Below are 18,706 nucleotides of genomic sequence, written 5' to 3'. Positions count from 1 at the left end.
CCTCAACCTCGAATCAGACGCTGGTAGACGGCCGCCATCTCCAGGCGGACCGCCAGCAGCGCCAGTTGTTGCTCGGGTCGGCTGGTACCGGGCATCGTTGTTGAGCCCGGCCCCTCCTCTCCGACTCCCCCGAGTTCCGGTACGTCGTTCGCATTGAGCACGGAGACGTCGTCAAAACCACGCAGCCGCGCCGAGACGGCAGGCCGATCCTCATCCGAGGTCAGCACGATCGTGCGCGCGCGGTTCGGCAGCGGCCCGTCGAGTTCCTCGTCGTGGAAGATGGACACCTCACCACGGTCGCGTCCCCACCCTGAGCCCAACGCCACCAGCACGTCGGCCAGCCCCACGCCGGCCACGGTCTGCTGCGCCACCCGCAGCATCACGGTGCAGGCGTGCCGGGCGAGCGTCAGCGTGGCGGGAGTGTCACCGGCGAACACGACGTCGCGGTCGAGCATGCGCTGGGTCAACTCTTTGGCCGGGTTGGTGAAAAGCTCACGCGCAGCACTGTTTCGGAAAGCCTCGGCGTCCAGGTCGTCGGCCAGGGCGGCGAGGTCGACACGGACACCGGGGGCGACCACCTCGAGCGCGGCCAGACCGGCGGCGAGGTAGCGGGCCAACGTGAAATCGTCGGGCACCGGCAACCGCGGCGGCAGCGCGACCGAGCGTCCGGCGGTCGCGTCGCGCAGCGGCCCTTCGTAGGGGGCGACGACGATGACGCGGGCGCCGCGGCGCACCGCGGTCGCGGCGGCGGTCACCAGCGCAGGATCGGCTGGATCGTCGCCGGCGACGATCAGGACATCGAGGGCACCGATCCACGGCGGCGCCTCGGTGGCGATGACCATCGGCGCGGGCAGGGAGCCGCCGAGCACGGCAGCGAGCATCGAGCCTGCGGTGGAGGCTGTTCCGCGGCCGGCGACCCAGACCACGGTGCGCGGCGGCGCATCGGAGCGCACGGAGTCGAGGTCGCCTTCGGACAGCGCCGACGCGGTGGCACGCACCTGCGCACCGGCCATGGACGCAGCACGCAGCAGCCCGTGCCGATCCGCGGCCAGCAGGCCCTCGGTGTCGTCGAGGTCGACCACCGCGGTGGCCGTCACGTGAGCTCCCCGGCTCCCTTGGTGATCAGCGCACCGATCTCGTCGACCAGTGCCGCCACCTCCTCGGGGGTGCGGGCCTCGGCGTTGAGCCGCAGCAGCGGCTCGGTGTTCGACATGCGCAGGTTGAACCAGCTGCCGTCGCCGAGGTCGACGGTGACGCCGTCGAGGTGGTCCATGGCGTGCACCCGGGAACCGAACGCCGCCAGGACCGAGTCGACGACGGCGGGGGCGTCGGTGACGGTGTAGTTGATCTCGCCGGACGATTCATAGCGCTCGTAGTCGGCCATGATCTCCGACAGCGGTCGGTCCTGCTCACCGAGCGCCGCGAGCACGTGCAGCGCGGCGAGCATGCCGGAGTCCGCACCCCAGAAGTCGCGGAAGTAGTAGTGCGCGGAGTGCTCGCCACCGAAGATCGCGCCGGTCTCGGCCATCAGCGCCTTGATGTAGGAGTGTCCGACACGCGAGCGCACCGGTGTGCCGCCGCGCTCGGTGACCAGCTCGGGCACGGCGCGGGAGGTGATCAGGTTGTGGATCACGGTCGCGCCGATCTCGCGGGTCAACTCGCGGGCGGCGACCAGCGCGGTGACCGCCGACGGGGACACGGCCTGGCCGCGTTCGTCGACCACGAAGCAGCGGTCGGCGTCGCCGTCGAACGCCAGCCCGATGTCCGCTCCGGTTTCGAGGACGAAGCTCTGCAGGTCGACGAGGTTGGCCGGGTCCAGTGGGTTCGCCTCGTGGTTGGGGAAGGTGCCGTCGAGCTCGAAGTACAGCGGTGACAGCGTGATCGACGCAATCGGGCCCAGCACGCCGGGGGTGGTGTGGCCGGCCATACCGTTGCCGGCGTCGACGGCGACCTTGAGCGGACGCAGCCCACTCACGTCGACCAGTGAGCGCAGGAAGTCGCCGTAGTCGGCGAGCACATCACGGTCGGACGCGGTGCCGCGCGGACCGTCGTAGTCGGGCACGCCGGCGATCACCTCGTCGCTGATGGTGGTGAGCCCCGTGTCCTTGCCGACGGGTTTGGCGCCGGCGCGGCACAGCTTGATGCCGTTGTAGGCGGCCGGGTTGTGGCTGGCGGTGAACATCGCCCCGGGGCAGTCCATCAGCCCGGAGGCGAAGTAGAGCTGGTCGGTCGAGGCCAGACCGATGCGGACGACGTCGAGTCCCTGCGCCATCACGCCCTCGGCGAACGCGGCGGAGAGTACCGGCGAACTCTCCCGCATGTCGTGGCCGATGACGATCTGGGTCGCTCCGTCGCGCACCAGCCGGGCGAACGCGGCGCCCACCTCGGCGACGAAGTGCTCGTCGATCTGCTCGCCCACGAGTCCGCGCACGTCGTAGGCCTTGATGACGCGCTGTACCGCCTCGGCGGGCCGGGACATGTGGGCTCCTCACGCTGACGTGCTGACCAGTGCTGCCAGCCTAGCCGTCGGAAACCGCGCGCACGGCCGCCACGGTGATTCAGTCCGGCGGGTCCGGCAGTACCCGCAGATGCCCGCGTCGACGCCCGGTGGGCTCGGGTCGACGCACGGGCGGTGCCATCAGCGCGCCGCTCTGGGTGCCGGTGACGGGGTCGGTGAATCCGGTGAAGCCGGCAACAGGTCCGGCCGGCGCTTCCCGGCCTTCGCGTACCGCGTCGGCAAGCGCCACGAGGTCGTCGTCGTCGGGATGGGACGGCAGTGGACCGGCGTGGCGAACCAGTTCCCAACCGCGGGGGGCGGTGATGCGCCCGGCGTGCATGACGCACAGATCCCAGGAATGCGGCTCGGAGACGGTGGCCAGGGGGCCGACGACGGCGGTGGAGTCCGAGTAGACGAACGTGAGCGTCGCGACCGCGTAGTGCGGGCAGCCTGGACGGCAGCAGCGACGGGGAACATTCACGAACGGAAGGTTATCGTCTGTGTTCGTCCGCGCCGCGGCGGACACGCGAGCCGCGGGGGGCCCGAAGCCCAACCGTTACGATCTTTTTCGTGACCGGGCGCAATCATCGAGGGTCCCGGCGTGGCCGTGGGATGCGGGGACCGCTGCTGCCGCCCACCGTTCCGGGCTGGCGCAGCCGCGCTGAACGTTTCGACATGGCGGTGCTCGAGGCCTATGAGCCGATCGAGCGGCGGTGGCAGGAGCGGGTGGCGTCGTTGGACGTCGCGGTCGACGAGATCCCGCGGCTGGCGCCCAAGGATCCGGACAGTGTGCAGTGGCCGCCGGAGGTCGTCGCCGACGGGCCGATCGCGCTGGCGCGGCTGATCCCTGCCGGGGTGGATGTTCGCGGCAACTCGACGAGAGCGCGAATTGTGTTGTTCCGCAAGCCAATCGAGCGACGGGCCAAGGACACCGTCGAGTTGACCGACCTACTGCATGAGCTTCTGGTGGCGCAGGTCGCCACGTATCTGGGCGTCGAGCCGTCCGTCATCGATCCGACGATCGACGACGAGTAGCCGCCTAGATGATGCCGCGCTTGATGCGCCGGCGCTCCCGCTCGGACAGTCCACCCCAGATGCCGAAGCGCTCGTCGTGGGCCAGCGCGTACTCGAGGCAGGCGTCTTTGACCTCGCAGCCCTGGCAGATGCGCTTGGCTTCGCGGGTCGAGCCGCCCTTCTCCGGGAAGAAGGCCTCGGGGTCGGTCTGAGCGCACAGCGCGCGCTCCTGCCACTGGTCCTCGTCGGTTGCCAGCTCGTCATCGATCGGGTCGGGCACCACGCTCAATTGCGGGCGTCCCCCGATGCTTGCCGCCACCGGATCGGTCTGGATGTGCGGTGCACTCCCCACCGAGCCGAGGAGCCTGCTGTCGAAATGAACCGAATTGCCGAAATCGGCCTGTTCAAAAGCCATTGTTCCCCTCCTCCACAGGTCTCGTAGATCCGTTGTATGCCAGCCCACTATTTCTAAGTGTGGCCACCCAATTCGAACAAGTGATCGAATCTCGGTCTGCGACACCGGAACCGGCCGGAGAACCGCGAATGACACTGCTGTGATTACACACGCGTTAGCTGCCTCGGTCAAGCGCTGGAACAGGAATTCATACCATTCCGTGACTCGAATACGGCGCGTCGCGCTGTGGCGTGTCTGTCACGTTGCCGATCCGGGCACCTCCGGGGGGCGGGCCGCGGCGGCGTGCGCCTAGTGTCGGTCGGTGTGAAGGTCACTGTTCTGGTCGGCGGTGTGGGTGGCGCGCGCTTCCTCCTGGGTGTCCAACATCTACTGGGCTTGGGGCAGTTCAGTACTCACGATACCGATGAGCACGAAGTGACTGCTGTGGTCAATGTGGGCGACGACGCCTGGATGTTCGGCGTCCGGATCTGCCCTGACCTCGACACCTGCATGTACACCCTGGGCGGCGGGATCGACCCCGAGCGCGGGTGGGGGCACCGCGATGAAACCTGGCACGCCAAGGAGGAACTCGCCGCCTACGGTGTGCAACCCGACTGGTTCGGCCTGGGCGATCGCGATCTGGCCACCCACCTGGTGCGCACCCAGATGCTGCGCGCGGGCTATCCGCTGTCGCAGGTGACCGAGGCGCTGTGCGCGCGCTGGAATCCCGGCGCCCGGCTGCTGCCGGCCAGCGACGACCGCAGTGAAACCCATGTCGTGATCATCGATCCGGCCGACGGAGAGAAGAAGGCCGTCCACTTCCAGGAGTGGTGGGTCAGGTACCGCGCCCAGGTGCCCACCGAGAGCTTCGCGTTCGTCGGCGCCGACAGTGCCACTGCCGCACCGGGTGTCACCGACGCGATCGAGGGCGCCGACGTCGTGCTGATCGCACCGTCGAACCCCGTCGTCAGCATCGGCTCCGTCCTTCGGGTCGGCGGCATCCGGGCAGCGCTGCGCGCCACCCCGGCCCCGGTGATCGGCTACAGCCCGATCGTGGCAGGAAAGCCGTTGCGCGGCATGGCCGATGCATGCCTGTCGGTGATTGGGGTGGACAGCACGTCGGAGGCGGTCGGTGCGCACTACGGCGCCCGCGCGGGTACCGGCATCCTGGACGGCTGGCTGGTCCACACCGGTGACGACGCGGTGATCGACGGCGTCGCGGTGCGGTCGGCGCCCCTGCTGATGAGCGAACCCGCGGTCACCGCGGAGATGGTGCGCGCCGGTCTGGATCTGGCAGGCGTGACACTGTGAGGGACCACGGCACGTCGGCGCGGCTGGAGCTGCTGCCGGTCCAGGGGCTGCCGGAGTTCCGCCCCGGTGACGATCTGGGCGCCGCGATCGCCGAGGCCGCGCCCTGGCTGCGCGACGACGACGTCGTGGTCGTCACCAGCAAGGTGCTGTCCAAATGCGAGGGTCGCATGGTCGACGCACCATCCGATCCGGAGCTGCGAGACACGCTGCGCCGCAGGCTGATCGACGGCGAGGCGGTGCGAGTCCTGGCGCGCAAAGGCCGCACGCTCATCACCGAGAACGCGCTCGGGCTGGTGCAGGCAGCGGCGGGGGTGGACGGCTCGAACGTCGACAGCCACGAACTCGCGCTCCTTCCCGTCGATCCCGACGGCAGCGCCGCCGCGCTGCGGGCGGCGTTGCACGAGCGGCTCGGCGTGCGCGTCGGCGTCGTCGTCACCGACACGATGGGCAGGGCGTGGCGCACGGGACAGACCGACGTCGCGATCGGCGCCGCCGGGCTCGAGGTGTTGCACGGCTATGCGGGCGAACACGATCAGCACGGCAACGAGTTGATCGTCACCGAGATCGCGGTCGCCGACGAGATCGCCGCGGCCGCCGATTTGGTGAAGGGCAAGCTGACCGCGGTCCCCGTCGCGGTGGTGCGCGGGTTGACGGTGCGCGACGACGGGTCGACTGCCCGCAATCTGGTCCGCGCGGGTGAGGAGGACCTGTTCTGGCTCGGCACCGAGGAGGCGATCGCGCTCGGTCGCACGCAGGCTCAGCTGCTGCGCCGGTCCGTGCGCAGCTTCAGCGACGAGCCGGTGGCGCCCGAGCTGATCGAGGCTGCTGTCTCCGTGGCGCTGACGGCGCCCGCGCCACACCACACCCGCCCGGTGCGCTTCGTCTGGGTGCGTGACATGGCGGTACGCACCCGGTTGCTCGACGCGATGAAAGACCAATGGCGCGCCGACCTTCTGGGCGACGGCCGCGACCCCGCCGCGGTCGAACGCCGAGTCTCGCGCGGTCAGATTCTCTACGATGCACCGGAATTGGTGATCCCGTTCATGGTGCCCGACGGAGCGCACAGCTACCCCGACGCGCATCGCACCGCGGCCGAGCACACGATGTTCACCGTGGCCGTCGGTGCGGCGGTGCAGGGCCTGCTGGTGGGGCTCGCGGTGCGCGGGGTGGGTAGCTGCTGGATCGGGTCGACGATCTTCGCTGCCGATCTCGTGCGCACGGAATTGGATCTGCCGGCGGAGTGGGAGCCGTTGGGGGCCATCGCGATCGGCTACGCCGCCGACGGGCCGGCCGCGCCACGCGATCCGGTGCCCACCGACGGTCTGCTGCTCGAGCGATGAGTCTGCACCAATCGGCGATCGACACCCTGACGCGGTGGCAGCCGGCCGATCCGGCGCAGGAGTCGATGCGGCACGCGGTGCTGGCGTTCCTCGACGCGAACCCGAAGGCATGCCTGCGTGAGTCGGTGCCCGGGCACATCACGGGCTCGGCGCTGGTGCTCAACCACGAGGGCACGCATGCCCTTCTGACGCTCCACCCACGATTCGGCCGCTGGCTGCAACTGGGCGGGCACTGCGAACCCGACGATCCCACGCTGGTCGCCGCGGCGCTGCGGGAAGCCACCGAGGAGTCGGGCATCGCCGGATTGACCATCGACGACTTGCCGACCGCGATCCACGTGCACCCGGTGACGTGTTCGCTGGGGGTGCCGACGCGCCACCTCGACGTGCAGTTCGTCGTGCGCGCGCCGGCAGGGGCGCACGCCGAGATCAGCGACGAGTCGCTCGATCTGCGGTGGTGGCCGCTCGATGGCCTGCCCGGCGGCAGCGATTTCGGCCTGCGCCACCTAGCCGCCCTCGCCACGCCCCACTCCTCCGCGGAATAGCATTCCTGGCTGCGAAATTCTGGTTATCCACAGCCGTGGCTTCTCACGTGCTGGGGGCGCGCGCTCAGGCGCCATGCTCTTCCCATGGGGGAAGTCATCGTCGGTTCGCACGCTGTTCTCGCCGGCACCATCACGCGCGCGGCCTTGCGGTGGAACTATCGCGCGATCTATCCGGACATCTATCTGCCGAAAGATGTCGAGCCCACATTGGCCCATCGCACAACGGGTGCGTGGCTGTGGTCTCGTCGCCGTGGCGTGATCACTGGACGGGCGGCTGCGGCTCTGCACGGGGCACGGTGGATCGACGATGACACCCCAGTCGAGGTGCTGTGGGCCAACAATCATTGCCCTGCCGGCATCATCACCCGGCGAGAACGTATCGCGCCCGGTGAGATCTTGTGGATCAACGGTTTGCCCGTCGCCACGCCCGCCCGCACGGGCCTCGATCTCGGCCGCTACCTCCCACGCAACGCCGCCGTGGCGCATCTCGACGCTCTCGCCGCTGCGACGGCCATCACGGCTGATGAAATCCTCGACCTCACCTACCGATACAAAGGCCGGCACGGCGTTCGACGCTGCCGCGACGCAGTCGACCTGATGGATGCAGGCGCGCAGTCACCGCAGGAAACGCGACTGCGACTTCTGCTGATCGACAGGGGTTTTCCCCGACCGCAGACGCAGATCCCGGTGATCGACGAGAACGGTCACACATTCGCCTACCTCGACATGGGTTGGGAGGCGCTCGGCATCGCTGTGGAGTACGACGGAGACCATCACCGGACAGACGTCGATCAGTATCGATGGGACGCGCGGCGCCTCCGCAGAATCGCAGACCAGGACTGGATCGTCGTCAGGGTGATGGCGGGCGATCGCAACGACGAGATCATCAGCTGGGTCAAGCAGGCATGGGCACGGCGCCAACGAGAAGCCATGGCTGCGAAAAGGCCGGCATAACAGCCAGGAATGCTATTCCGCGCTCGCCGCGGCAGACTCTAGATGTCTGTCGAGAAGCGGATGCCGCCGTCGGGAATCGTGATGCCCGGCCACACCCGGGCGCCGCGCAGCAGCTCGCAGCGGGCCCCCACGTCGGCACCGTCGCCGATCACACCATCGCGGATCAGCGCCCGCGGCCCGATGTGTGCGCCGAAGCCGATGATCGACCGCTCGATCACCGCGCCCGCACCCACTTTCGCGCCGTCGAAGATCACCGCACCGTCGAGCCGTGCGCCGCCGGCGATCTCGGCACCACGGCCGATCACGGTGCCACCGATCAACAGTGCACCCGGCGCCACCGATGCGCCGTCGTGCACCAGGGACTCACCGCGATGCCCGCCCAGAGCCGGCGACGGCGCGATGCCACGCACCAGGTCTGCCGAGCCGCGCACGAAGTCTTCCGGCGTGCCCATGTCACGCCAATAGGTGGAGTCGACGTAGCCGCAGACCTTCTTGCCGTCGGCGAGCAGACCCGGGAAGACCTCGCGCTCCACCGACACCGCGCGACCGGTGGGGATCTGTTCGATGACCGAGCGCTTGAACACGTAGCAGCCGGCATTGATCTGGTCGGTCGGCGGGTCTTGCGTCTTCTCCAGGAAGGCCGTCACCGTGCCGTCGGATTCTGTTGGCACGCAACCGAATGCGCGGGGATCGCCGACGCGGACCAGGTGCAGCGTCACGTCGGCGTCGGTCGAGGTGTGCGAATCCAGCAGTGCGCTTAGGTCGCATCCACTCAGCACGTCGCCGTTGAAGACGACGGCGGTGTCGTGGCGCAGCTTGGACGCCACGTTGGCGATACCGCCTCCGGTGCCCAGGGGCTCGTCTTCGACCACGTACTCGATCTGCAGCCCGAGTTTCGAGCCGTCTCCGAACTCCGCTTCGAACACGCCCGCCTTGTAGGAGGTTCCGAGCACCACGTGCTCGATGCCGGCGTCGGCGATCCGCGACAGCAGGTGGGTCAGGAACGGCAGCCCGGCGGTCGGCAGCATCGGCTTGGGCGCCGACAGCGTCAGGGGCCGCAGGCGCGTGCCCATCCCGCCGACCAGAACGACCGCATCGACATCAGCGGGATTCACCATCACCCCTGCCCCCTTCGGGCTTTCATCGAACTCCGCACCACCAGCCGGGAGCGCGCCCCCAACGCCGTCCGGAACGCCCACCGTAGCGGAGCATGTCGCCGTTTCGGGTACCGATCCGCGAGAAAAGTGTAGGTGCTCGCGTGATGGGCAGCGAGGTTGCGAGCGGGATCGCGCCCCGTCGAGTGACCTTTGGCGTGCAGCACCTCCGCCGAGGGGACGTAGACGTTCTGCCAGCCGGCGCGACCGAGCCGATCACCGAGGTCGACGTCCTCCATGTACATGAAGTAGCGCTCGTCGAAGCCTGCGATCTCCGCGTAGGCCGCGCTGCGCACCAGCAGGCACGACCCGGACAGCCAGCCGACGGCGCGTTCGCTGGGGTCCTCTCGTTCCTGGCGGTAGACAGCGGTCCACGGGTTGGACGGCCAGACCGGCCCGACGACGGCGTGCATGCCACCCCGGATGATCGACGGCAGGTGCCGCGCCGAGGGGTACACCGACCCGTCGGGGTCGCGGATCAGCGGACCCAGCGCCCCGGCCCGAGGCCACCTGTCGGCGGCTTCCAACAGCAGATCGATGCTGCCGGGCCCCCACTGCACGTCGGGGTTCGCGATGACGAACATGTCTGTCGTCGTGGATAATCCGTACTCGGCGACGGCGCGGTTGATCGCGGTGCCGTAGCCGACGTTCGCCCCGGTGCGCAGCAGCCGCGCGTTGGAATATCGCTCGACAGCTTCTTCGGGTGAGCCGTCCTCGGACCCGTTGTCGGCCATGATCACCGTCACCGGCCGCTCGGTGGCGTGGGCCAGCGACGCGAGGAAACGATCCAGGTGAGGTCCCGGTGAATACGTCACCGTGACGACGTACAGCTCGTCGCTCACCTATCGGCCACCCATCTCATCGCGTAGAGGGTAGCGGTCGCAGTGCTGTGGTGAGCGCCTCGCGCCACCCCCGCAGCGGGGTCAGTCCGGCTCGCGCCGAGCCGGCCGCCGACAGCGCGGAGTACGACGGCCGGGGCGCGGGGCGTGGATGACGGTCGGTGCCGACCGGACGGACACGCGCCGGGTCGGCTCCCAGCTCGGCGAACACGGCCTGGGCCTGGTCGAATCGGCTTGCTTCGCCGGCGTTGGCGGCGTGCAGGATCGGCCCTCCCACCCCGCCGTCGGCGATCTGCAGCAGCGCCGCACACAGGTCGCCGACATAGGTCGGGGAGCCGATCTGGTCGGCGACGACGTCGACGGTGTCCGTTCCGGCGGCGCTCCGCCGCATCCCGGCGACGAAGTCGGTGCCCTCTGCCCCTTCGTAGACCCACGACGTGCGCACCACGAATGCGGTGGGCAGGGCGGCGAGCACCGCGTGCTCACCGGCGAGCTTGGTGCGCCCGTACACCGACAACGGCCCGGTGTCGTCGTCGATGTCATACGGGTGCCGAGCGCCCGAGGCGCCGAACACGTAGTCGGTGGAGATGTGGATCAGCGACGCCCCGGCCCGGGCGCAGGCGGCAGCGACGTTGCCGGCCCCGGTGGCGTTGACGGCGTGCGCCCGGTCCGGGTCGGCCTCGGCCTGGTCGACCTGGGTGAAGGCGGCGCAGTTGACGACGACGTCGCCGGCGCGGAGTTCCGTAGGGGGCGTGCCGGTGATGTCCCACTCACTCGACGTGAAGCCGAGAACGTCGCGGCCCTGAGAGGCCGCCTGACCTGCCAAGAAGCGCCCGACCATGCCGCCGGCGCCAGTGATCACGATTCGGTCAGCCATAGGTAGCGAGTGTGGCACGCCGAGGTCGGCTCCCCCGCCTCCCGCCTGCCCGCCAGTAACCTGGGCGGATGCCTGCAGCTCAGATGACCCGTGTCGTCTCCGTCATCGTGACGTTGGCGATCGTCGTCGGCACCGGCGTCGCATGGGGCAAGATCCGGTCCTTCGAATCGGGCATCAACCACGTCAGCCCGGTTGCGCTCGGCGAGGGCGGCGAGGACGGCGCGATCGACATCCTGCTGGTCGGCATGGACAGCCGCACCGATGCGCACGGCAATCCGCTCAGCGCCGAGGAGCTGGCGACGCTGCGCGCCGGCGACGACGTGTCGACCAACACCGACACGATCATCTTGATCCGTATCCCGAACAACGGGCGCTCGGCGACAGCGATCTCGATCCCGCGCGACTCCTACGTCGAGGCGCCCGGCATCGGGAAGATGAAGATCAACGGCGTCTACGGCTCGGTGCATCTGGAGAAGATGAAGCAACTCGTCGAGCAGGAGGGCGAGGACCCGAAGGTCGCGGAGAAGGAGGCCACCGAGGCGGGCCGCGAGGAGCTGATCAAGACGGTCGCCAACCTCACCGGCGTGACGGTCGATCACTACGCCGAAGTCGGCCTGCTGGGCTTCGCGTTGATCACCGACGCCCTGGGCGGGGTCAACGTCTGCCTCAAAGATGCTGTCTACGAACCTCTTTCGGGTGCCGACTTTCCGGCCGGCTGGCAGAAGCTGAACGGGCCGCAGGCGCTGAGTTTCGTGCGGCAGCGCCACGACCTGCCGCGCGGCGATCTGGACCGCGTCACCCGCCAGCAGGCGTTCATGGCGTCGCTGGCACACGAGGTGATCTCGAGCAAGACGCTGTCGAGCCCGGCGACGCTGAACCGGCTCGAAGACGCGGTGCAGCGGTCGGTGGTGCTCTCCGACGGCTGGAGCATCATGGATTTCGCCGATCAGCTCAGCAAGCTCTCGGGCGGCAACATCGCGTTCGCCACGATTCCGATCGTCGAAGAGGCCGGCTGGAGCGACGACGGTATGCAGTCGGTGGTGCGGGTCAATCCCCCCGAGGTCAAGGACTGGGTGAGCAGCCTGCTGCACGATCAGGAGGAGGGCAAGACCGACGAGATCGCCTACAGCCCCGACAAGACCACCGTCGACGTGATCAACGACAGCGACGTCAACGGCCTCGCCGCGGCGGTGTCCCAGGTGTTGACGGGCAAGGGCTTCTCGGCAGGCAACGTCGGCAACAACGAGGGCACCAAGGTCACCAACAGCCAGGTGCAGGCCGCCTCGAGCGATGACATGGGCGCCCAGGAGGTGGCCAAGCAGTTGGGCGGGTTGCCGGTGGTCGAGGACGCCTCGGTGCCCCAGGGCGCGGTGCGGGTGGTGCTGTCGGCCGATTACACCGGTCCCGGCTCGGGGCTGGACGGCACGGATGTCACGCTGTCGGCCCCGGTGACCAATGCCTCGGGCGGCGGCGAGGCGTTGCCGGCGGCCTCGCCGATCATCACGGCGGGGTCGGACGACCCGCAGTGCGTCAACTGATGGCGATCAATCTCTCCTCGGCGATTCTCGATCCTCTGCTGTCCCGCAATCCGGCGGGGCCGCGGATCACCTACTACGACGACGCGACCGGTGAGCGCATCGAGTGCTCGACGGTGACGTTGGCGAACTGGGCGGCCAAGACCGCCAACCTGCTGCGCGACGAGATGGGGGCCGGTCCCGGCAGTCGGGTGGCGGTGTTGTTGCCGGCGCATTGGCAGACGGCCGCGGTGTTGCTCGGGATCTGGTGGATCGGCGCGGAAGCGGTTCTGGAGGCTGACAGCGCGGATCTGGCCCTGTGCGCCGAGGGTCGACTCGACGATGCGGACGCGGCGGTCAGCGGTGGCGAGGTCGCGGTGCTGTCGTTGGATCCGTTCGGTCGGCCCGCAGCGGATCTTCCTGTGGGAGTGACGGATTACGCGACGGCCGTGCGGGTGCACGGCGATCAGATCGTCGCCGAGCAGTACCCGGGTCCGGCATTGGACGGGCGTTCCGGCGACGACGTTCTCGCGGCGGCCCGTTCCGCTGCCGATGCTCAGGGCCTGGGCGGCGACGATCGCGTGCTGTCTTCGGCGCCGTGGGACACCGCCGACGATCTGGTTGCTCACCTGCTGGCGCCCTACGCGGTGGGGGCTTCGCTGGTGTACGTCGCGCACCCGGATGCTGCGGCGCTGGATCGTCGGCGGGCAACGGAGAAAGTCACGCGCGGCTGACGCGGCTGTAGATTTTCTGTCACGAACGTGCCGTTCTGGCGAAGTCCGACGCCACCCTCACCGAAAGTGACGTCCTACCCGACATAATTGACATGATCGTTACTGTGACCTTACTGTTCCCGTAACCACATGCTGTTCACAGGTTGATCGCGCAGACTGATCGACGACCGACAGCGGCAAACCTGGCAAAGGACGGCGCCGATGGACACCACCGTCACCGCACTGGCAGTCCTCGTGGCGCTCACCCTGTGGCACCTTCGCAACCGGCGACATGCCGGGTGGCTGGCCAGCGCCGATGGTCGATTCTTCGTGTTCAGCGGATATGCGCTGGTTGCCATCGCCGCCTATTGGCTGCAGTCGGCGTCCACCGCCACCACCTGGGAGTGGGCGTTCGGAAACCTGTGGGCGCTCGCCGCGATGGTCTCGTTCGTGGCGGGTTTCGGGCATCTCAACCGCGCCACCGCCGCTCATGCGTGGGCAGCCCAGCAGGTGGAGGCCATCGAACACTCGGACGCTGCAGCGAAGTAGTTCGATACGCCGAGCGAAACGACTCGTCGTTTAGGGTCGTCGGGTGCCTGCCGCCCTGAATACCGAAGTCCTGCGTTCCGCGCTCGACGGAACCGTGTGGCGCCGCGTCGACGTCGTCGAGGACACGGGGTCGACGAATGCCGATCTCATCGCCCGCGCCTCCGGCGGTGAGGACATCGCCGGTGCGGTGCTGTTGGCCGAGCATCAGTCGGCGGGACGCGGCCGGCACGGGCGGCGGTGGTCGGCTCCCCCACGCACGCAGATCTCGATGTCTGTCGGCGTCGACACCGCGGGCGTCGCGCCCGACAGGTGGGGCTGGCTGCCGCTGCTGACCGGCCTGGCGGTCGCCGAGACCGTCGGCGTCGACGCAACGGTCAAATGGCCCAACGACGTCCTCGTCGGCAGCCGGAAGTTGGCCGGCATCTTGGCCGAGGTCGCGGCGCCCGTCGTCGTCGTGGGCGTCGGCCTCAACGTCGGCTTCGACGAGGCCGACGCACCGGATCCGAACGCCGTGTCGATGACGATGCTCGGTCACGACGTCGACCGCAGCGACCTCGCGGTCGCGCTCCTGCGCACTCTCAGCACAAGGATCGAGCAGTGGCGCGCGGCCGACGCCACGCTGGCCGCCGACTATCGCGCGGCGAGCTCCACGATCGGCACCCGGGTGCGCGCGCTGCTGCCGGGTGATGACGAGCTCGTCGGTACAGCGATCGCTGTCGACGACGACGGGCGGCTGATCATCGACAGCGGAGCCGAGCCCGTCACGGTGTCGGCCGGCGACATCACGCACCTGCGGCCGGCCGACTGAGCACCGCGCGGCCGGGGTCGCGAGAGTGCCTCAGCGGTAGCTCCCGACGCGTCGGCACTACCGTGAGGCCACTCTCGCGGCGACAGGACTACTTGAGCAGCGCCCGGCTCATGACGACGCGCTGAATCTGGTTGGTGCCTTCGTAGATCTGCGTGATCTTGGCGTCGCGCATCATCCGCTCGACGGGGAAGTCGATGGTGTAGCCGGCCCCGCCGAACAGCTGCACCGCGTCGGTCGTCACCTCCATGGCGACGTCAGAGGCCAGGCACTTCGACGCTGCAGAGATAAAGCCGAGGTTGCCCTCACCGCGCTCGGCCCGGGCGGCCGCGCTGTAGACCATCAATCTGGCCGCTTCGACCTTCATCGCCATGTCCGCGAGCATGAACTGCACCGCCTGGAAGTCGGCGATGCTCTTGCCGAACTGCTTGCGGTCCTTGGTGTATTCGATTGCCGCGTCGAGCGCACCCTGCGCGATGCCGACGGCCTGGGCGCCGATGGTCGGGCGGGTGTGGTCCAACGTCGCGAGTGCGGTCTTGAAGCCGGTGCCGGGCTCGCCGATGATCCGGTCGCCGGGGATGCGGCAGTTCTCGAAGTAGAGCTCGGTGGTCGGGCTGCCCTTGATGCCGAGCTTGCGCTCCTTGGGTCCGATCGTGAAGCCCTCGTCGTCGACGTGCACCATGAACGCCGAGATGCCGTTGGCACCCTTGTCGGGATCGGTGACGGCCATGACGGTGTACCAGGATGACTTGCCGCCGTTGGTGATCCAGCACTTGGCGCCGTTGAGAATCCAGTCGTCGCCGTCGGCCTTGGCGCGGGTCCTCATCGAGGCCGCGTCGCTGCCCGCTTCACGTTCCGACAGCGCGTAGGAGGCCATCGCCTCGCCCGAGGCGAGCGAAGGAAGCACCTTCTTCTTCAGCTCGTCGGAGCCGCGCAGGATCAGGCCCATGGTGCCGAGCTTGTTGACCGCCGGGATCAGTGACGCCGACGCGTCGACGCGGGCCACCTCTTCGATGACGATGCACGCGGCCACCGAGTCAGCGCCTTGTCCGTCGTATTCTTCGGGCACGTGCACGGCGTTGAAGCCGTTGGCCACCAGCGCGTCGAGTGCCTCCTGAGGGAACCGAGCGTTCTCGTCGACGTCCGCCGCGTACGGAGCGATCTCCTTCTCCGCCAACGCGCGGATCGCCTCGCGCAGCTCTTGGTGCTCTTCCGGCAACTGGAAAAGATCGAACGAGGGATTTCCGCCCCAACCAGCCATCATCATCTCCTTGCTACTCGCCGGTAACTTTACCGTGCTCGCGCGTCGGCGCGAAGTCCGCCCGCCCGCGCTCTCAGCCGAAGCTCAGCAGCAGACGTGGTTAATTCACATCTTGCCTGGCTACTCTCCGGAACATGCAGGTCTACATCGATGGTCCGGCTCTCCGGCGCACCGCTCACTGCGAGTGCGGCTGGCACGGCTCCCGCCACGCGCTGCGCGCTTCCGCTGTCGTCGACGCGGGCATGCACGCGGCACAGACGGGCCACATCCAGCTGGCCGCTCCGGTGCACAGCGCCGAGCCTGTCGTCGTGCTCCGCGCATCCTGAGCAGGGCGCCGAACCCGCCGGTGTGACGAAGATCACACCGCAGTATATCTCCTCCAAAACGCGGCTCCATCGGTGCGCCGCGTCGAGTTTGCTAAGCAAACCAATATTTCCCAAACTAACGCTCCCGTCAGCAAACGGGAAGCAAGCCCATATCCCGTCTTGAACAGTATCTTCCGTACGCGTCGCTGCTGTAGGCGAATCTCCGACCGATAGCCCGTACCGACGGTCTTGCGCACCCCTCTTATTGTTGATCCACCACGGTGGTCAGCTCAGGGGGACGATGCCGGGTCACAACGCTCAGAGCCTGCGCGCGGTCCTACAGGAGGCCGAAGCGGAGGCCCTCCGCGTCCTGCTGGACACTGCCTCGTCCGGTCCAGTCGGACTGATCGTCGACGGCGAAGCCGGCATCGGGAAGACGACGTTCGCCCTGCACGCGCGCGACGTGGCGGCGGCTCGCGGTTTCCGAGTGCTGCTCGCCCGAGGAACTCCGAGCGAGGTGACGCTGGCCTTCGCCGGGTTGGCGGATCCCCTGACCGACATCGACGAGGCGGTCATCGATGGGCTCGCGGGTGTGCAGAGGGACGCGCTGAACCGCATCCTGCTGCGTGGTCACCAACGGAATTGTTCCTGTCGCCGAAGACCGTCGAGATGAACCTCAGCAAGGTCTACCGCAAGCTCGGTATCCGCTCGCGCGCCCAACTGCATTCACGCCTCCACGACGCCCGGGCGTCACCGCATGAGTCATCCGGACGTCGACGGGACCGTGGCGGCGCTGCAGACCGCGTGCGCACAGATGCGGGCCGACGGGCGCGAGGTGCGCGTGCTCGGCGCGATCGCTGCCGCGGCTGACGAGGTCACCTAAGGGGTGTTCGAGGCGGGTTCGGCGACAGCGGTGACCGTGGCGTGCCGCCTGGCGGGCCGGCCGGTCGACCGCATTGTCGAGGGCGTGCGGACCCGCCTACTCCCCCAGTAGCTTTCGCCGCAGCGCCTCGTCCTTTTCCAGCACCATCTTCTCCAGTCCGGCCTGGAACGCCGACATGCGTTCGCGCAGCGCAGGATCGGCGGCGCCCAGGATGCGCACGGCCAACAGGCCGGCATTGCGCGCGCCGCCGATCGACACCGTCGCCACCGGCACACCGGCGGGCATCTGCACGATCGACAGCAGCGAGTCCATGCCGTCGAGCCGCGCCAGCGGGACGGGCACCCCGATTACCGGCAGCGGTGTGGCCGAGGCGACCATGCCCGGCAGGTGCGCCGCACCGCCGGCACCGGCGATGATCACCTCGATGCCGCGCCCGGCGGCCTCCTGGGCGTACGTCAGCATGCGGCCCGGTGTGCGGTGCGCGGACACGACACCGACCTCGAACGGCACGTCGAACTCCGCAAGCGCTTCCGCGGCCTCCGACATCACCGGCCAGTCGCTGTCGCTGCCCATGATCAAGCCGACACGTGCGGTCATGCGTGGGGGTCCCATCCGTCGGTCCATTCGGCGTGCGAGAGCCAGTGTGCCGCCCGCTCCGCGCGCTCGCGCAACGACTCCCAGTCCTCGCCGACGATGTTGACGTGTCCGGTCTTGCGGCCGGGCCGCTCCTCCTTGCCGTAGAGGTGCACCTTGGCCTCGGGCAGCCGCGCGCACAGGTGGTGCACGCGTTCGTCCATCGACATCTCGGGGAGAACAGCAGCCCCGATCACGTTGCCCATCACCGTGTACGGCGTCAGCGGGGAGGTGTCGCCGAGCGGATAATCCAGCACCGCGCGGATGTGCTGCTCGAACTGGGAGGTCCGGGCGCCGTCCATGGTCCAGTGCCCGGAGTTGTGCGGCCGCATCGCGAGCTCGTTGACCAGCAGCCTGCCGTCGACGGTCTCGAACAGTTCGACGGCCATCACCCCGACCACTCCGAGTTCGGACGCCAGACCGAGCGCCAATTCCGAAGCAGCCGAACCCAACTCACCCACCGAGGGTGCCGGCGCGATCACCGTCACGCAGATGCCGTCTTCCTGCACGGTCTCGACCACAGGCCATGCCGCGCCCTGCCCGAACGGGGAGCGGGCCACCAGCGCCGCGAGTTCGCGCCGCATCGCGATCTTCTCCTCGACCATCACGGGTACCCCGTCGGCCAGGTAGCGGCCGACGATCTCGCGGGCCTCGTCGGGCGAATCGGCCATGATCACGCCGCGGCCGTCGTAGCCGCCGCGCACGGTCTTGATGACCACCGGCCCGCCGACCTCCATGGCGAACGCCTCGGCCTCGCCGGTGTTGGTCACCTCAGAGAAGCGGGGCACGGGCGCGCCGAGCGCTGCCAACCGTCGCCGCATCACCAGCTTGTCCTGCGCGTGCACCAGCGCCTCGGGCGGCGGGTAGACGGCCACTCCGTCGGCGACCAGCTTCTCGAGCAGTTCGGTGGGCACGTGCTCGTGGTCGAACGTGAGCGCGGTGGCGCCGTCGGCGACTCGGCGCAGCGCGTCGTAGTCGGTGTGGTGGCCGAGGACGACGTCGGGGGTGACCTGGGCGGCGGACTCGTCGGCGCGGATCGCGAGCACCCGCAGGGTCTGTCCGAGCGCGATCGCGGCCTGGTGGGTCATCCGGGCGAGTTGCCCGCCGCCGACCATGGC

22 protein-coding genes and 1 pseudogene are annotated in these 18,706 nt (G+C 68.8%); 12 read left to right on the top strand and 11 right to left on the bottom strand.

Annotated features, from left to right (window positions below):
- Positions 1-2: 2 nt before the first annotated feature.
- From ACXYX3_RS06860 to ACXYX3_RS06850, 3 genes are all read right to left on the bottom strand, one after another.
- On the bottom strand, positions 3-1,097 hold the full coding sequence (locus ACXYX3_RS06860) for a TobH protein (RefSeq protein ID WP_458610912.1): 1,095 nt from the start codon (positions 1,095-1,097) through the stop codon (positions 3-5).
- The gene (locus tag ACXYX3_RS06855) at positions 1,094-2,479 is read right to left on the bottom strand and encodes a phosphomannomutase/phosphoglucomutase (RefSeq protein ID WP_458610910.1); all 1,386 of its coding nucleotides are present in this window, start codon (positions 2,477-2,479) and stop codon (positions 1,094-1,096) included. The genes ACXYX3_RS06860 and ACXYX3_RS06855 overlap by 4 nt, the downstream gene beginning before the upstream one ends.
- A gap of 79 nt (positions 2,480-2,558) precedes the next feature.
- Positions 2,559-2,978 carry a DUF3499 domain-containing protein gene (locus tag ACXYX3_RS06850; RefSeq protein WP_241202899.1) on the bottom strand — a complete coding sequence of 140 codons (420 nt, stop codon included), beginning with the start codon at positions 2,976-2,978 and terminating at the stop codon, positions 2,559-2,561.
- 131 nt (positions 2,979-3,109) lie between these two features.
- On the opposite strand from ACXYX3_RS06850, the gene ACXYX3_RS06845 reads away from it, so the two are divergent.
- Positions 3,110-3,532 carry a metallopeptidase family protein gene (locus tag ACXYX3_RS06845; RefSeq protein WP_458612000.1) on the top strand — a complete coding sequence of 141 codons (423 nt, stop codon included), beginning with the start codon at positions 3,110-3,112 and terminating at the stop codon, positions 3,530-3,532.
- Between the two features lie 4 nt (positions 3,533-3,536).
- Here ACXYX3_RS06845 and ACXYX3_RS06840 read toward each other — a convergent pair whose 3' ends face one another.
- A complete protein-coding gene (locus tag ACXYX3_RS06840; protein ID WP_221356043.1) occupies positions 3,537-3,800 on the bottom strand; it encodes a WhiB family transcriptional regulator in 264 nt (87 codons plus the stop codon).
- Between the two features lie 429 nt (positions 3,801-4,229).
- On the opposite strand from ACXYX3_RS06840, the gene cofD reads away from it, so the two are divergent.
- From cofD to ACXYX3_RS06820, 4 genes are all read left to right on the top strand, one after another.
- On the top strand, positions 4,230-5,216 hold the full coding sequence (cofD, locus tag ACXYX3_RS06835; protein WP_458610908.1) for a 2-phospho-L-lactate transferase: 987 nt from the start codon (positions 4,230-4,232) through the stop codon (positions 5,214-5,216).
- On the top strand, positions 5,213-6,556 hold the full coding sequence (locus ACXYX3_RS06830; RefSeq protein WP_458610906.1) for a coenzyme F420-0:L-glutamate ligase: 1,344 nt from the start codon (positions 5,213-5,215) through the stop codon (positions 6,554-6,556). Before cofD ends, ACXYX3_RS06830 begins: the two co-directional genes overlap by 4 nt.
- Positions 6,553-7,101, top strand: a complete 549-nt coding sequence (locus ACXYX3_RS06825; RefSeq protein ID WP_458610904.1) for an NUDIX hydrolase — start codon at positions 6,553-6,555, stop codon at positions 7,099-7,101. Before ACXYX3_RS06830 ends, ACXYX3_RS06825 begins: the two co-directional genes overlap by 4 nt.
- Before the next feature lie 84 nt (positions 7,102-7,185).
- Entirely contained in the window at positions 7,186-8,055 is an 870-nt protein-coding gene (locus ACXYX3_RS06820) for a hypothetical protein (RefSeq protein ID WP_458610902.1), read from the top strand.
- 38 nt (positions 8,056-8,093) lie between these two features.
- Here the strand turns inward: ACXYX3_RS06820 and manB are convergent, their stop codons facing one another.
- From manB to rfbD, 3 genes are read right to left on the bottom strand one after another with little or no spacing between them, the layout of a single operon-like run.
- Positions 8,094-9,173: a mannose-1-phosphate guanylyltransferase gene (manB, locus tag ACXYX3_RS06815; protein WP_458610900.1), complete on the bottom strand. Its 1,080-nt coding sequence runs from the start codon at positions 9,171-9,173 to the stop codon at positions 8,094-8,096.
- Positions 9,173-10,051 (bottom strand): glycosyltransferase family 2 protein, encoded by an 879-nt coding sequence (locus ACXYX3_RS06810; RefSeq protein ID WP_458610898.1) that lies wholly within the window; start codon positions 10,049-10,051, stop codon positions 9,173-9,175. Before ACXYX3_RS06810 ends, manB begins: the two co-directional genes overlap by 1 nt.
- A 16-nt stretch (positions 10,052-10,067) precedes the next feature.
- The gene (gene rfbD, locus ACXYX3_RS06805) at positions 10,068-10,925 is read right to left on the bottom strand and encodes a dTDP-4-dehydrorhamnose reductase (RefSeq protein WP_458610896.1); all 858 of its coding nucleotides are present in this window, start codon (positions 10,923-10,925) and stop codon (positions 10,068-10,070) included.
- A gap of 68 nt (positions 10,926-10,993) precedes the next feature.
- Here rfbD and ACXYX3_RS06800 point away from each other — a divergent pair, with 68 nt between their 5' ends.
- From ACXYX3_RS06800 to ACXYX3_RS06785, 4 genes are all read left to right on the top strand, one after another.
- Positions 10,994-12,463: an LCP family protein gene (locus ACXYX3_RS06800; protein WP_458610894.1), complete on the top strand. Its 1,470-nt coding sequence runs from the start codon at positions 10,994-10,996 to the stop codon at positions 12,461-12,463.
- Positions 12,463-13,173 carry a TIGR03089 family protein gene (locus tag ACXYX3_RS06795; RefSeq protein ID WP_458610893.1) on the top strand — a complete coding sequence of 237 codons (711 nt, stop codon included), beginning with the start codon at positions 12,463-12,465 and terminating at the stop codon, positions 13,171-13,173. Before ACXYX3_RS06800 ends, ACXYX3_RS06795 begins: the two co-directional genes overlap by 1 nt.
- A gap of 201 nt (positions 13,174-13,374) precedes the next feature.
- Entirely contained in the window at positions 13,375-13,701 is a 327-nt protein-coding gene (locus ACXYX3_RS06790) for a hypothetical protein (protein WP_458610891.1), read from the top strand.
- 43 nt (positions 13,702-13,744) lie between these two features.
- Positions 13,745-14,509 (top strand): biotin--[acetyl-CoA-carboxylase] ligase, encoded by a 765-nt coding sequence (locus tag ACXYX3_RS06785; protein ID WP_458610889.1) that lies wholly within the window; start codon positions 13,745-13,747, stop codon positions 14,507-14,509.
- 88 nt (positions 14,510-14,597) lie between these two features.
- Here the strand turns inward: ACXYX3_RS06785 and ACXYX3_RS06780 are convergent, their stop codons facing one another.
- A complete protein-coding gene (locus ACXYX3_RS06780) occupies positions 14,598-15,767 on the bottom strand; it encodes an acyl-CoA dehydrogenase (protein ID WP_458610887.1) in 1,170 nt (389 codons plus the stop codon).
- Between the two features lie 134 nt (positions 15,768-15,901).
- On the opposite strand from ACXYX3_RS06780, the gene ACXYX3_RS06775 reads away from it, so the two are divergent.
- On the top strand, positions 15,902-16,093 hold the full coding sequence (locus ACXYX3_RS06775; RefSeq protein WP_458610885.1) for a hypothetical protein: 192 nt from the start codon (positions 15,902-15,904) through the stop codon (positions 16,091-16,093).
- 316 nt (positions 16,094-16,409) lie between these two features.
- Here ACXYX3_RS06775 and ACXYX3_RS06770 read toward each other — a convergent pair whose 3' ends face one another.
- Positions 16,410-16,706 carry a hypothetical protein gene (locus ACXYX3_RS06770; RefSeq protein ID WP_458610883.1) on the bottom strand — a complete coding sequence of 99 codons (297 nt, stop codon included), beginning with the start codon at positions 16,704-16,706 and terminating at the stop codon, positions 16,410-16,412.
- Between the two features lie 8 nt (positions 16,707-16,714).
- On the opposite strand from ACXYX3_RS06770, the pseudogene ACXYX3_RS06765 reads away from it, so the two are divergent.
- A pseudogene (locus tag ACXYX3_RS06765) lies at positions 16,715-16,807 on the top strand (LuxR C-terminal-related transcriptional regulator); the annotation flags it as partial.
- 22 nt (positions 16,808-16,829) lie between these two features.
- Complete coding sequence (locus tag ACXYX3_RS06760) at positions 16,830-16,955, top strand: hypothetical protein (protein ID WP_458612280.1); 126 nt, start codon at positions 16,830-16,832, stop codon at positions 16,953-16,955.
- 96 nt (positions 16,956-17,051) lie between these two features.
- Here the strand turns inward: ACXYX3_RS06760 and purE are convergent, their stop codons facing one another.
- Both purE and ACXYX3_RS06750 read right to left on the bottom strand, forming a co-directional pair.
- Positions 17,052-17,552 (bottom strand): 5-(carboxyamino)imidazole ribonucleotide mutase, encoded by a 501-nt coding sequence (gene purE / locus ACXYX3_RS06755; protein WP_458610881.1) that lies wholly within the window; start codon positions 17,550-17,552, stop codon positions 17,052-17,054.
- The gene (locus ACXYX3_RS06750) at positions 17,549-18,703 is read right to left on the bottom strand and encodes a 5-(carboxyamino)imidazole ribonucleotide synthase (protein WP_458611999.1); all 1,155 of its coding nucleotides are present in this window, start codon (positions 18,701-18,703) and stop codon (positions 17,549-17,551) included. The genes purE and ACXYX3_RS06750 overlap by 4 nt, the downstream gene beginning before the upstream one ends.
- Positions 18,704-18,706 lie beyond the last annotated feature (3 nt).

Source organism: Mycobacterium sp. Panama NTM2, from assembly GCF_054355555.1.
Note: the sequence above shows the minus strand (reverse complement) of the source record. Positions and strands in the feature narration are given on the sequence as shown.